This window comes from Brachyspira sp. G79, from assembly GCF_002379365.1.
In the GTDB taxonomy this organism is placed as follows: Bacteria; Spirochaetota; Brachyspiria; order Brachyspirales; family Brachyspiraceae; genus Brachyspira.
In genome coordinates this window covers 212,698-226,444 of sequence record NZ_JQIU01000009.1, presented here as the reverse complement: position 1 = coordinate 226,444, position 13,747 = coordinate 212,698, and the positions used below count along the sequence as shown (strand labels likewise).

Genomic DNA, 13,747 nt, shown 5'->3' with positions numbered 1-13,747 from the left:
AATAGCGAATATTATTATTATGATGAAAATTAATTTAGGTATTGATAAAGAATATATTATATAATATACTACTTTATAAGTGTAAATTTGTTTTATATACATGTAAAATTTTATTTAAAAGATGGTTTTTATATGATAAAAAATTTTTTTAAGAAGAAAGAAAAGTCTGAAGTTTTACCTGAAAATGATTCTGATAATAAGAAGAAAAAAAGGAAGTTCAAAAAAAGATATATACCTTTAATAATTCTTATTATACTTATTGTTGGTGTTATAGGAGCTAGAATATATTTTAATAATGAGAGAGTAAAGAATCTTATTCAGGATATAGTTTATTCTTCTACAGATAGAAAATTAGAAATAGGAGATTTTAGTTATGCTCTGCTTTTTCCTAAAATAGAGCTTAGCGATGTTATATTTTATAATTCATCTAATTTTGGTAATGAAGAAAATATAAAAATAGATAATTTAAGATTAAAATTTTCATTGTTTTCTTTGTTCTTATTAAAACTTCATATAAAAGAGTTTAGTATTGATAATTTGTATGTATATATGTTTACAGATGAAAGCGGTAATTGGAATCTTCCAGACCTGCCGCCTTCAGAACCAAAAATAGAAGATACTAATAAAGAACCTTTTGATATAAGTAAATTAGATTTTCTTAAATTAAAAGCTAATATAGAAAATATTAGAATAAATAACCTTGCTTTTAAAGCCGACAGCAAATCATTTTTAACTAACAAGCCTAATAACGGATTAATAGCAAGTTTAAGTAATTATAATCTTCATTTGGATTTACACAGTAAAAGATTTTCATTGTCTCAGGTTATGGGAGTTAATGCCCCTGAGGTTTTGAAAGATATTTATTTAAAAAGTTTTATAAGCAATAGTTTGGCGTATAATGACAGCAGCATTTTCTTTAATGATAATCCCTTATTTAATTTAGATGTATCATACCCTAAAAAAGAAGAAGGCTACGATGAAGATGAAATAATAATAACATTTGATTTTGAAATAGATGAGCCTAATTTTACTTATAACGGCAAAAAAAGAGATGATATTCAGGCAGCTGCTCATCTTCTAGCCAGATATAATGTAAAAACTCAAAGTGTGTATTTAGAAAATCTTTCATCAGAACTTTTAAATGATGAGATATTAAAGGTTGTAGCATCAGCCAATCAAATATTTTCAAGCAATATAGGTGTTAATTTAGACACATTATATGCAAGGCTAAATTTAGATAAAGTTAATACTTTAGTTCCTATGGTTGTTCCTAATTTGGGCATAAATGTAGGAGGAATGGTTAATGTTGATGCGGATAAAACTATAGGTACTGTTAATAATTTAACTAACACTATAAATATATCTTTGGATAAAATAAAGCTATCTATGGGGGATACTATTTCCATAGATAATCTTAATTCAAAAACAAAATTGGGTTTCAGATTTAATCCAGATAATATATCAAGAGAAGATATAAAACTTGAGCATAATACAACTATAGAGAAAGTAACGGCATTAAAAAGGTATAGAGTAAATAATACAGATATATCGTTTAGGGTTTTATCATCTTTAGATGGTGCTTTAGGAGTTGCTTCTGCCATAAGCGATTCTAACAAAAAAAGTGATACAGTGCTTTATATAGATAATATATCAACCAAATACATTAATTCGGACATTATAGTAAACGGAGCTGTAAAATTTGACGATCCTACTGATGTTAACATAATAGTAAAATCTCTTCCTATAGCTAATTTTTCAGGAGGACTTGCTAGAGGCTCTTTAAATTTAGATGTTAATGTTTTTGGAAAGATGATAAATGATATAAATGCTTCAGTTAATGGAATTATAAATAACTTCTCTTATAACTTAGCTGGAGAAGTATCATCTACAGCCACTGCTAAAGTTAATGTACTAGCAAATGCAGATTTACTTACGCAGAAAATAAATGTTTCTGCTCTTAATTTAGATTTGGATAATTTTCTTAATTTCAGATCTAATCTTGATTTAGAAGGCATGGGACTAGAGGGAGGTTTTATTAATATATCTACATTTAGAATAGCCCCTTATGCTATGAAAAACTGGCTTTCTACAAAGTTTGCAGAAGCATTGGATAGTCTTCCTTTTGAAGATGATTTGAAAATGACCAGTGCTTTGGGTTATGATTTATCATTAGAAGATACTTTTGTTACAGTTACAAATTTCAGCACATTTTATGCCACAGAAAAACAGTATAAACTTCAGGACGTTACCATGAAAATAGATGCTGATGCCAATTTCGGTGAGAATTTGTATGTTAATATAAGAGAGTTTAATTTACAAAGCCCTACTAACAAATTAAAAGTTTATGCAGACGGATATTTTACTCCAGTAATAAAAAATTCTGATTTGAATTATGAAGTAGGACTTGATACAGACAGTTTATATCTTCCTTTCGGTATAGAGATAGGAGGGTTATTCAATGTCAAAGGTAATTTAAAAAGAAATATTGCTGACGGTATTTTTAGAACTGATAAATTCTTTGCCAATATGGATTCTCCAGATAAGATGTCAATAGTATTAAAAGGATTAACTTCTAATATAGACTATCATTTTGATTTGACTCCTACAGAAAATGAACCTGAGGCAACAGCGGCAAGATATACTCCTCTTATTACTCAGGTACCTAATTTATTTTTTGAACAGTTGAGAGTATATTTAAAAATTCCTCCTTTTGTAGATGACAGTATAAGAATAAGAGATTTTTCTTCATTTGTTAAAATACAAGGACATGGACTTACTATTCAGGATTTAAAATCTTCTCTTTATATAGGCGGAGAAAAATTTGATGATAATTTATTTTTGGCTTCTATATCAAATAATACAGCACCTAGAAGAGGTGCTATACATTTGCCTTGGCTTAATGTAGATTTGGGAAGTTTTAATACAAGCAGTATTAAATATGATATGCGTGTTTTGGCTAGCGATATAAACTTCAAATATTTACTCGCTCCTGAAAACAGAGAAAAAATTAATGATGAAAAGTTACTTGTTAATCTTACAGCAGATATTGCAGGTGTAGGAGTAAGTCCTTTAAATAATATAAGACCTACTACATTTTTTGTTGGCATAAGCAAGATGTCTACAGAGTTTTCTAAATTCTTAATAGAGATGATACGTCCTATGAACCCTGGTATATCTACTGTAGAAAATATAGTTCAGTTTGGATATGATCCTAATTCGGTAGAGTTTAGTATATCTGCTAACAAAGTATTTACTACGTTCTATTTCAGAGATCAAAATTTAGATAAAGAGAGTCAGCAGAAGCAGCAGTTAATAGCATTTGAAGGTGACAAATTTGGTCTTGAACCTATGCCGTTTTCTGATGTAATATCATATTTAGAAGGTAATTAATTTATAGGGAGTAGAGAAGATGAAAGTTTATAGTATAATATTTATTTCTTTTATTGTGATTGTTTTTACAAGCTGTTCTAAACTTATATTAGTTCAGGAGCCTGAGATGCGTGTACTTGGAGGTAAAACTTTGATAGAGGCTCAGGTTTTGGGAAGATACAGACAGATAGATGAGAGTGCTTATCAAATATCTACTCTCTCAAGCGATGAGGATTTGAATCTTATTATGGTAAGTACAAATGTTTCTGATGAACTTGCAATTGAATATAAAGAAGCTCTTATAAGAAGTATGTTTAATCAAGATGAAATAAATCTATATAAAACTAATTATTATATAGGAGAAAATAACGGAGGATATTTATCTTATATAGCCTTTGATATTTCTAAACCAAAAACCGTATACAGTGAAGAGAGAATCAAATATATAAAAGAAATAATGGAAAAAGAAAATACTGACAGAAGAACTATAGCAGAATATTTAATACTTTCAGACCCAAAACTCACTATGGCAAATATTAAAGAAGTAGAAACTGCTCTATATAGAAGAAATGTACAAAAACTTATAGAAAATAGTTATTATCAGCTTCCTGATAATACTTGGAGCATTTATACTAATGAAGACAGTACAACATAAGCCTAAAAATATTTACTTTAATAATAATTATGTAGAATTAATTGAAATGAATAAAAGCTCTATAGAAAAGTGTATTGATAATTTATCAGATTATAAAATAGTACAGACTATTAAACAGATTGCATATTATTTATAACTTGGAATATGAATTTAATAAGTATAATAATGTATCCACTACAGTATTTAAAATAAAAAATTTTGTTAATAAATTTGCATTTAAAGATATTTCAGAGAATTATATGTTTATAAAAGGATATGAGTATAAAGATAATATAAGCAGACTTTCATTGTATATAGATTCTCATTACCATAGAGATGCAAATTATAATGATAATATTAATGCATCATTTTAGGAAAAATAATAAAGTTATGATACACATTGCTATACTTTAAATAATTAATGTATAGCTAAATAAATATGCATGTCTAGCAGAAATTTTATTTTTGACCTCTGTTTATATCATAATCTCCTCTCATTCCTGTGAGAATATATCCGATATTTTTCATATTATTTTTTAAACTTTCAACCCCTTCGGCAGATTCAGTTCCAGTAGCTATTTTATCATTATACAATAAATATTTTTTTCTAACGTCCATAGGAGACAAATTCGGCATAACAACATTAGAACCATGAAGTATTCCAAGCTCTCTGCCGCCTTCTTTTATAGTACCTAGTGCTGTAGTAGCAGGTATCAATGCCAAAGGAAAAATTAAGCGAAGTATACTTATTAAGATTAAAGTAAGTTCTAATTCTCCTTTTTTTTCATTAGCAAAAGGAGTATCTTTATGAGGCAAAAATGGTCCTATACCTATCATCTCAGGTTTAATTTCCTGCATAAATACAAAATCATCAGCAATATTTTCTAAAGTTTGATAAGGGCTTCCAACCATTATACCTGTTCCTGTCTGAAAACCTAATTTTTTTAAATTCCTTAAACATTCTTTTCTATTTTCTAAACTCATATCAGATGGATGAAGTTTTGAATAGTGAATATTATCAGATGTTTCATGCCTTAATAAAAATCTATCAGCACCTTTTTCTTTTAATATTTTATAATACTCTTCTTCTTTCTCTCCTATTGATAATGTTAAAGCACAGTCTGGAAATTTATTCTTAATAGCTTCTACTATATCAGACATTATATTTATATTATAATAAGGATCTTCTCCGCCCTGCAAAACAAAGGTTCTAAATCCTATATCATAGCCAAGTTCGCAGCAGTATAAAATATCTTCTTTGTTCAATCTGTAGCGTTCAGCATTTCTATTGCTTTTTCTTATACCGCAGTATATGCAGTCATTTTTGCAGTAATTAGTAAACTCTATGAGACCTCGCATAAAAACGTATTTTCCAAATATTTTATCCGCCTTTTCCCTAGCTTTTACTCTAAGATATTCTTTTAGATCTTTTATATTATCTTCCTCCTCTTGAGTTAATTGTTTTTTATTAATATTATTATCATACTCAAAAGACGATAATAACACTAAAGCATCATCATAATATATGCTCTCTTCTTTATCTATTTTGTTAATAATTTCTTTAGCTTTATTTATATCAATCAATTTTGTATTCCTTTATATAATCTATATATATTTAACACCATTAATTTTAGCTATAGTCATACCATAATTAGTTATAGGAACATTCTGCTCTTCGCATATTCTTATTCTATTTAAAATATGCTTTCTAGTACCCATACACCCTCCGCAATGTATTACTAAATCATATTTAGATAAATCATCTGGAAAATCATTCCCTACTGCATAGTCAATATCAAAGTCAAAACCGAATTTATTTTTTAAAAGATTAGGTATTTTTACCCTTCCTATATCCCCCTCTAAAGGAACATGGGCACAGCTTTCTGCAATTAATAATTTGCTGTCTTTTGTAAGTTTATCTATAAAATCAGCACCTCTTTTATATACTTCTTCATTTCCTTTGTATCTTGCAAAAAGTACAGAAAATGAAGTTAAAAGACTTTCTTCTGGTTTTAATTTTTCCACTTCTTTAAATACTTGAGAATCTGTTATTATCACTTTTGGAGGCTTGCTTAATGCATTAAGAGCTTTTTCAAACTTATCAAAAGTAGAAGCCATAATCACAGCCTTATTGTCTAAAATATCTCTTATAGTCTGAACCTGAGGAAGTATAAGACGTCCCTTTGGTGCCTGAATATCCTGAGGCATAACGAGCATCACAATGTCATCTTCTTTAATTATATGTCCTGTTATACTAATTTCTTCTATTTTTGGAATGGCTGATTTTATAGCTTCTATTAACTTATCAATATTAACTCCATTTTTTGCACTAATCGAAATAACATCTAAATCGAACATTTCTCTTATATTCTGCTCCATATTTTTATACTTATCATTTAAATCTATTTTATTTAATACAGCTATAACAGGTATCTCTAAACCAACAAGCTCATTTTTCCATTTTAATTCAAGCAAATAATCATTATTAACAAAAGAAGCATCAAATGCAAGCAAAGCAATATCAGCAGATTCCATAATTTTTCTAGTTTTATGTATTCTTAAAGCTCCAAGCTCCCCTTCATCATCAAATCCAGCCGTATCAACTATGGCACATGCTCCTATTCCATTTATCTCTATAGCTTTTTTAACAGGGTCTGTAGTAGTTCCAGCAGTATCCGAAACTATTGCCACATCCTGATTTGCAATTGCATTTATAATACTAGATTTTCCTGCATTTCTTTTTCCAAATATTGCAATATGTGTTCTGTTTGAATTTGGTGTAGTATTCATTTTTTATTCCATAACTTAATTTTATTAATTATAAACAATAAATATATCTTCTAAAAAGAAAATTATATTTTTAAATATATGAACGCTATTTATACTTTGATTAATTAAATATTATAAATAAATAATAATTGCATTAACAAATAACTAAAATTTGACAAACTATATTTATTTAGATATATACTCTATAATATGTCGTAAAAATTTTTAAGAGAGAATACTCAAAAAATATAAATGCTTATTATTTAATATTATGCCAAAGATAATGCAACTTCCATCATATTTGTAAAAGTTTTCTCTCTCTGCTCAGCAGTTGTTGCCTCGCCTGTAACAAGAGAATCAGAAATAGTAACCATACAAAGAGCATTAACTCCAGCATAAGCAGCATTCATATATAAAGCAGCGGCCTCCATTTCAACAGCCAATACTCCCATTTTAGCCCATTTTGGAGTTGCATTATTAGCTCCATAAAATACATCAGATGAAACTATATTTCCTACATGATAATTTATTTTCATATCATCAGCTTTTTTTACAGCATTCTTTAAAAGCTCATAACTGGCTATAGGAGCAAAAGTTCCTGGAAGTTCATACTGAGATGCATAATTAGAATCAGTACATGCCCCCATTCCTATAACCAAATCTCCTATATGAAGTTTATCAGATAAAGCACCTGCTGTACCAATACGTATTAAGTTCTTACAGCCGTAAAAATGAATAAGCTCATAAGAATATATACTGCAGGAAGGCATTCCCATGCCTGTACCTTGAACGGAAACTTTTTTTCCTTTATAAGTTCCAGTAAACCCAAACATATTTCTTATAGAATTATACTGAACAACATTTTCCAAAAAATTTTCAGCTATAAATTTTGCTCTTAAAGGATCTCCTGGTAAAAGTATAGTTTCTGCAATATCGCCTTTATTTGCTCCTATATGAGGTGTAGCCATAGTATTTTACTCCTTTTATTTTTATATTTATTTGTTTTATTATAAATATTAATCTTTTTTATATCAAGTAAAAATAATACTCAATTTTTTATTATAAATTATAGAAATATAAATAAAAATAATGTAATATAATTACTATGAGTAAAGTATTAAAACAATCAAAAGCGGTTCTTATTACAGCATTAATGTATAATAATATCGATATATATAATTCAGCATTAGAAAAACTTATAAATAATTTTGGAGAGATTGAAGTTATAAGTGATGAATATTTATTTTCTCATTCTATTTATTATAAAGAAGAAATGGGAGATTCTTTGAGTAAAAGATTTATAGTATTTAAGAATATGATAGAAAGAGATTATATAAGCGATGTAAAGAGAATTACTGACAATATAGAAAAAGAATATTTAGATGATAAAAATAACCGTAAAATAAATATAGACCCTGCCATATTAACATTAGAAAACTTTATTTTAGTTACAAATAAAAACTTCACACATAGAATATATTTAAAAGACGGGGTATTCGCAGATTTGACACTTATCTATAAAAAGAAAAAAGGATATACATCACTTCCTTGGACTTATGCTGATTATTCAAGCAATGAAACAAAAAAGTTTTTAAATAAAATAAGAGAGCTGTTCTATAACAGACTTATAGAAAGCTCCCCTTTTGGTTCTAATTGGAAATAATTTTTAAGAATCTTTTATTCCAGCAATTCTTACAAACTCTTTATCCCATACACCTATATGTTCTATTAAGAGTTTTGCTAAAAGCTCTGAAAAATCAGTTGCAACCTTCTTCCAATCGCTGCTTGATTTGAATGCTTTATACTGATCATCAATAGCCTTTTCAAATCTTCTATGCTCTTCAAAATGCTCTTTAATTTTATGGTATTTATCTTTATTTGCAACCTGTATTTTCTGTTCTTCTGAAAAATGGTATTTAGTATAATTAATAGCACCTTTAAATGCCTCATCAACATCTGCTTTTACACCGTTATATAAAGCCGAATGAACTTTGTTAGCATATTCTATAATCTGAACATGCTGGCTGTCTATAGTTTTATTATGAGTATAATACTGATCCAGCCATTCTAACTGTCTTGCACCTACTTTAAAGAAACTCATAGCATCTGCTAACTCTTCCATTTGTTGCTCAAGCTCTTTAGAGGATTCATTCATAGATGATACTAATGAGCTATTTCCCTGAGTTTGAGCATCCATATTTGACATAGCATTATTAATACTATCTATACCTATTAACTGCTCTTTAGTAGTATTAGCCATATCAGCAATAACTTTAGTAGTTTCTTCTATTTTGCTTTCAATATCTTCAAATAAAGTTCTTGACATATTAGCAGAATCTGTTGCCTTTTTAACTTTTTCATTACTTTCGCCAATGAAAGAAGTAATATTATTAACCGAACTTTGAGTAGTTTGAGCTAGGTTTCTAACTTCAGAAGCAACAACAGCAAAACCTCGTCCCTGATCTCCAGCTCTTGCAGCCTCTACTGAAGCATTAAGGGCTAATATATTAGTTTGAAAAGCAATATCTTCAATAAATTTAACCAAACCGCTAATTTTCTGACTATATTCAAAAGCCTGACTAGTATTTTGAGCTGTTTCAGCAATAATACTTCCAGCTTCTTCAACAGCTTTTCTAGCATTTATCATCATATCATTAATTATAGCAGCATTTTCAGCAGTTTTCTTTATTGTACTTGAAATCTCTTCTGTAGCTTCAGCAGTTTTTTCCAAATCGGCTGCCTGACTTAATGTTCTTGAAGCCAAGTCTTTATTTGAATAAGAAAGTGAATATGCTGTTCTTTTTGTTAAGGCGACATTAGAATTAGCAATATTAATAATATTTTTTATAGATGTTTTCATATGGTCAAAACTCATTATAAGTTCGCCTATTTCATCTTTTCTAGCTAAATATTTTTCTCTGATATCAAAAGTTAAATCCCCTGTAGAAATTAAATTAGCAAGTCTTAATGCTTCTTTTAGAGGAGAAATTAACCTTCTTGTAAATCCTGTTATCATAGCCGCTACAATAACAATTATAATAAATGAGAATAATACCGCGAATAATACTGTTTTACCTAATGAAGCATATAATTCGCTTTCTAATATACTTATAATAATATACCAATTAGTATTATCTATATTATAATAAGACATTAAATATCCCTGTTTATTAGCATCCTTATAATGAAGCATTCCATTACCATTTTTAATAACTTCATCATAATGAGAGGCATTATTTTCAACAGTTAATATTCTATTTTTATCCTGATGAGCTAATATCATCTTATTGCTATCTATAATAGATATTCTTCCGCTTTCACCTATTTTGGCATTCAAAATATACCTGTTTATCAAATCACCCCAATCAACATTTCCTGCTAATACCCCAATTACATTTCCGTTATTATCCTTAATACCTCTCCATATCCTATAAGTAGGATTACCAGTGGCTACTGATTTAGTAATAGTAGTTTCTCCACCTGAATTATATCCTCCAGATACAAATTTTTTCCAGCCTTCATCATTTACATTCATAGAAACATTATTTAATATTCCATTTTCAGAGTCTATTATAGCTCTTCCATTTAAGTCTAATAAAATAAAGTTAATAAATGAATTTCTTGAACTTTTAAAATATTTTAAAGCTTCTTCTGCTCTAAGCCTTAAATCCTGATTTTCCTGATTCTGAAGAAAGTTTACTAAAGCATCAGTAGTAACAAAATTTGCCATAGAACTGTTATTATCATCTAACCATAAATTTATAAGATTTTTATAAGAAATAGATGTTGATTCAAAACCGCTTTCAATAGTATTATCTATAACTTTAGTACTTAAAAATAATACAGTGCCTATACTCAAAAACATTGACAGAACTATAGCTGTTATAAATAGTACGGGTATTTTAAATCTTAAACTATATATTTTCATAATTTTTCCCCATTCATATCATTTTTATTTAATAATAACACTTATAAGAAATAATTTCAATACAGAATAAAATCTTATAAGTAATAATTATCAATAATATATTATTAATTTATCTATTAAAATATAAGAATTTTTTACAACATATCATAATATTTTTTCAATATTTATAAGTTTTTAAAGAAAAAATGTTTTAACGGTCAGATATTCCAGCAATTTTTACAAATTCCTTGTCCCATACCCCAATATGCTGAATAAGCCATTTACTTAAAATATCAGCCATATCAGATGCTGTCTTTTTCCAATCATTAGAAGCATTTAATTCTTCAATTTTTCTGCCAACCAAAGCCTCAAAATTTCTATGCTGTTCAAAATGTTCTTTTATTTTTTTATATTTATCGGCATTTTCTTTCTGAAATTTCTCTTCATCAGAAAAATGATACTTAGTATAATCCAAAGTCATATTAAAAATATTTTTTACCCTATCCAAATCATCTTCATATATAGCTGAATATATATCATTGATAAAATTAATAAGATTTATATGCTGCTCATCTATATGAGAATTATTAGTATTATAATTATCCATCCATTCCAAACGATGAACGCCTGTTTTAAAGAAACTCATAGCACTAAAGAAATCATTAGTCTGTTTTTCTAATTCAGAAGAAGAAGTTTTCATAATATCCACAAGATGAGAATTTTCTTTGGTTTTAGAATCTATATTAAGCATAGAAGCATTGATTTTATGTACATCTTCTTCCTGCTTATGCATAGTATCAACCATATTCTCCATAATTGTAGTAGTATTATCAATTTTTTTCTCTATATTAGAAAATAGCTTTTGAGACATATTAGCTGATTCTGTAGCTTTTTTTATTTTATCATTGCTATCTTCTATTAAAACAGTAATATTTTTAGCAGATTCTGAAGTACTTTGTGCCAAATTTCTAACTTCACTAGCTACAACAGCAAAGCCCCTGCCCTGTTCTCCAGCACGTGCAGCCTCTACCGAAGCATTTAAAGCAAGTATATTAGTTTGAAAAGCTATGTCTTCTATTATTTTTATAATATCTCCAATTTTCTTACTGGATTCAAAAACTAAAGATGTATTTCTTGCTGTATCATTTATTATAGAGCCTGCATCCGATATATCATTTCTAGCATCAACCATACTATCGCTTATAGATCTTATATTGCTAGTAGATTCTTCTATAGCTGAAGATATATTTTTCATAAAGATACTTGTCTGGTTTATGTCTGCTGCCTGTGATACTGTTCTATCTGATAAATCCTTATTAGAATAATACAAACTATAGGCTGTTCTTTTGGTTTGAGAAATATTTGAGTTTACAACTTTAATAATATCTTTTATTACTCTTTTCATCTTATTAAAACTGTTTAATATCTCTCCTATTTCATCTTTTCTATTTAAATACTTTTCTGATATAACAGCTGTTAAATCTCCGTTTGCAATATTTTCTGCTTCTTTAACTGCTTCATTTATAGGAGATATTACATGCTTAGAAAAACACCAAATTATTATAATAGATAATATAGTTAAAATCGCTCCTACTATTATAGGTAATATAAGCATAAATTTTATAGGATTATAAAGCTCACTTTCTGCTATAGTTACAATTATATACCAATGAGGATAAATTATAGTATTGAAATAAAGCATATAAAGTTTGCCATCATCGTTTTTAAAATGCTTAATTCCAGTCTTTAATTCTGTGATATCTTTTAAAACTTCAGAATCTTTCATATTTGTAAATACCTTACTCTCATCTTTATGGGCAACTATATTTTTATCTTCATCAATTATCATAATACTGCCTGTATCACCAAATTTGTAATTAGATATAGAATGACGCATAAAATCTTCCCAGTCAATATGATATGATAATACCCCTATTTTACTTCCATCAGGAGCATTTATATCTGAATACATTTTAAATACAGGTTTTCCTGTCATAACTGACTTTGAAATCCACATCTTTTCATCTTTTACATTATTTTGATATAGATGAAAATCTGGATCTACACCTTGATTAATACGTATCAAATTCCCGCCTTCAGAATCAAGTAAAATATTACCTTCAGTATCTAAAATTACAAAATGAATAGAAGATTTTCTATAATTTTTGAAAGCAGTCAAACTATTCTCTGCAGCTGAAGTATTTTCTTCAGTTTTATTTAATAAATAATTGACTATATTCTCATTTGTAGAAAAAGCATCTACTATTGATTGTTGTTGTTCTATCCATAGATTAGCCGTACTTTCATAAGCAATGGCTGTAGTTTCAAATCCATTTTGAGCCGCTATATCAACAGACTTCAATGATATTAAAAACATTATAACAGTTATTACAAATATTGATAATGTAATAGAAAGTCCCATAATAAGCGGTATTTTAAATGTTAAACTATGAAGTTTCATTCTAAACCCTTATTATAAAATTTTCTTACATTATAACATATATAAATAATTAAATCAAATATGAAATTATAATACATTATTTAGTACTTAATTATCAATAAAATTAATATATTGTTCATATACTTTACAATTTATAATTATTAAGTTATAATCTATCTTCAAAATACCTATAAGGGGTTATAAAAATGTCTGAAAATAAGTTAATGAATTCAAGCAGTAAAAAAATATTATATTTTGTATTAGTGTTTGTATTAATGATAATTTCTTCTATTCCTGCGAATGTATATATTTTATTCGCTGATACTACATACGATGCTGAAAAATTAATTTACAATATGATTTTTAATGGTTTTTATTTTCAAGTGTTTTATTTTTTCTGCTATTCATTTTTATTTAGTATAAACAATAATTTTGAAAACGTTAATAAAAAGACAATACTAATTACATTTTTATCATTTTTACTTGTATTTTTGCTTAGCATATTTACTTCAGCACCATTAAAAGATTCAATACCTGATATGCTTGAATTTTTTAAATCTAATATAATGATTAATAAAAGTATATTATCTTCTATAATCTTTTTTATTATAATACTTTTAGCTGATAA

At 27.6% G+C, this 13,747-nt stretch carries 9 protein-coding genes and 1 pseudogene; 5 read left to right on the top strand and 5 right to left on the bottom strand.

Annotated features, from left to right (window positions below; genetic code table 11):
• The first annotated feature begins 132 nt into the window (after positions 1–132).
• From KQ44_RS13925 to KQ44_RS14535, 3 genes are read left to right on the top strand one after another with little or no spacing between them, the layout of a single operon-like run.
• A complete protein-coding gene (locus KQ44_RS13925; RefSeq protein ID WP_240516711.1) occupies positions 133–3,390 on the top strand; it encodes an AsmA family protein in 3,258 nt (1,085 codons plus the stop codon).
• Between the two features lie 19 nt (positions 3,391–3,409).
• Positions 3,410–4,024: a DUF1318 domain-containing protein gene (locus KQ44_RS13920; protein ID WP_096737955.1), complete on the top strand. Its 615-nt coding sequence runs from the start codon at positions 3,410–3,412 to the stop codon at positions 4,022–4,024.
• Positions 4,005–4,160, top strand: coding sequence for a hypothetical protein (locus tag KQ44_RS14535; protein ID WP_168171296.1), 156 nt, complete (start codon positions 4,005–4,007; stop codon positions 4,158–4,160). The genes KQ44_RS13920 and KQ44_RS14535 overlap by 20 nt, the downstream gene beginning before the upstream one ends.
• 302 nt (positions 4,161–4,462) lie before the next feature.
• Here KQ44_RS14535 and hydE read toward each other — a convergent pair whose 3' ends face one another.
• The 3 genes from hydE to deoD form a co-directional block, all read right to left on the bottom strand.
• A complete protein-coding gene (gene hydE / locus KQ44_RS13910) occupies positions 4,463–5,587 on the bottom strand; it encodes a [FeFe] hydrogenase H-cluster radical SAM maturase HydE (RefSeq protein WP_096737953.1) in 1,125 nt (374 codons plus the stop codon).
• A gap of 21 nt (positions 5,588–5,608) precedes the next feature.
• Positions 5,609–6,793: a [FeFe] hydrogenase H-cluster maturation GTPase HydF gene (gene hydF / locus KQ44_RS13905; protein WP_096737952.1), complete on the bottom strand. Its 1,185-nt coding sequence runs from the start codon at positions 6,791–6,793 to the stop codon at positions 5,609–5,611.
• 248 nt (positions 6,794–7,041) lie between these two features.
• Entirely contained in the window at positions 7,042–7,740 is a 699-nt protein-coding gene (deoD, locus tag KQ44_RS13900; RefSeq protein ID WP_096737951.1) for a purine-nucleoside phosphorylase, read from the bottom strand.
• 137 nt (positions 7,741–7,877) lie between these two features.
• Between deoD and KQ44_RS13895 the strand changes: the two genes are divergently transcribed.
• Complete coding sequence (locus KQ44_RS13895) at positions 7,878–8,435, top strand: DUF4416 family protein (protein ID WP_096737950.1); 558 nt, start codon at positions 7,878–7,880, stop codon at positions 8,433–8,435.
• A 3-nt stretch (positions 8,436–8,438) separates the two neighbouring features.
• On the opposite strand, the gene KQ44_RS13890 is transcribed toward KQ44_RS13895, so the two are convergent.
• Both KQ44_RS13890 and KQ44_RS13885 read right to left on the bottom strand, forming a co-directional pair.
• Complete coding sequence (locus KQ44_RS13890; RefSeq protein ID WP_096737949.1) at positions 8,439–10,700, bottom strand: methyl-accepting chemotaxis protein; 2,262 nt, start codon at positions 10,698–10,700, stop codon at positions 8,439–8,441.
• Between the two features lie 190 nt (positions 10,701–10,890).
• Positions 10,891–13,140 carry a methyl-accepting chemotaxis protein gene (locus KQ44_RS13885; RefSeq protein ID WP_096737948.1) on the bottom strand — a complete coding sequence of 750 codons (2,250 nt, stop codon included), beginning with the start codon at positions 13,138–13,140 and terminating at the stop codon, positions 10,891–10,893.
• A 185-nt stretch (positions 13,141–13,325) separates the two neighbouring features.
• Here KQ44_RS13885 and KQ44_RS13880 point away from each other — a divergent pair.
• Positions 13,326–13,747 (top strand): annotated as a pseudogene (locus KQ44_RS13880) (hypothetical protein); the annotation flags it as partial.

Coding starts and splice junctions, on each gene's coding strand:
- KQ44_RS13895 (WP_096737950.1), top strand. CDS start 7,878: ATGAGTAAAGTATTAAAACAATCAAAAGCGGTTCTTATTACAGCATTA.
- deoD (WP_096737951.1), bottom strand. CDS start 7,740: ATGGCTACACCTCATATAGGAGCAAATAAAGGCGATATTGCAGAAACT.
- KQ44_RS13890 (WP_096737949.1), bottom strand. CDS start 10,700: ATGAAAATATATAGTTTAAGATTTAAAATACCCGTACTATTTATAACA.
- hydF (WP_096737952.1), bottom strand. CDS start 6,793: ATGAATACTACACCAAATTCAAACAGAACACATATTGCAATATTTGGA.
- KQ44_RS13885 (WP_096737948.1), bottom strand. CDS start 13,140: ATGAAACTTCATAGTTTAACATTTAAAATACCGCTTATTATGGGACTT.
- KQ44_RS13920 (WP_096737955.1), top strand. CDS start 3,410: ATGAAAGTTTATAGTATAATATTTATTTCTTTTATTGTGATTGTTTTT.
- KQ44_RS14535 (WP_168171296.1), top strand. CDS start 4,005: ATGAAGACAGTACAACATAAGCCTAAAAATATTTACTTTAATAATAAT.
- KQ44_RS13925 (WP_240516711.1), top strand. CDS start 133: ATGATAAAAAATTTTTTTAAGAAGAAAGAAAAGTCTGAAGTTTTACCT.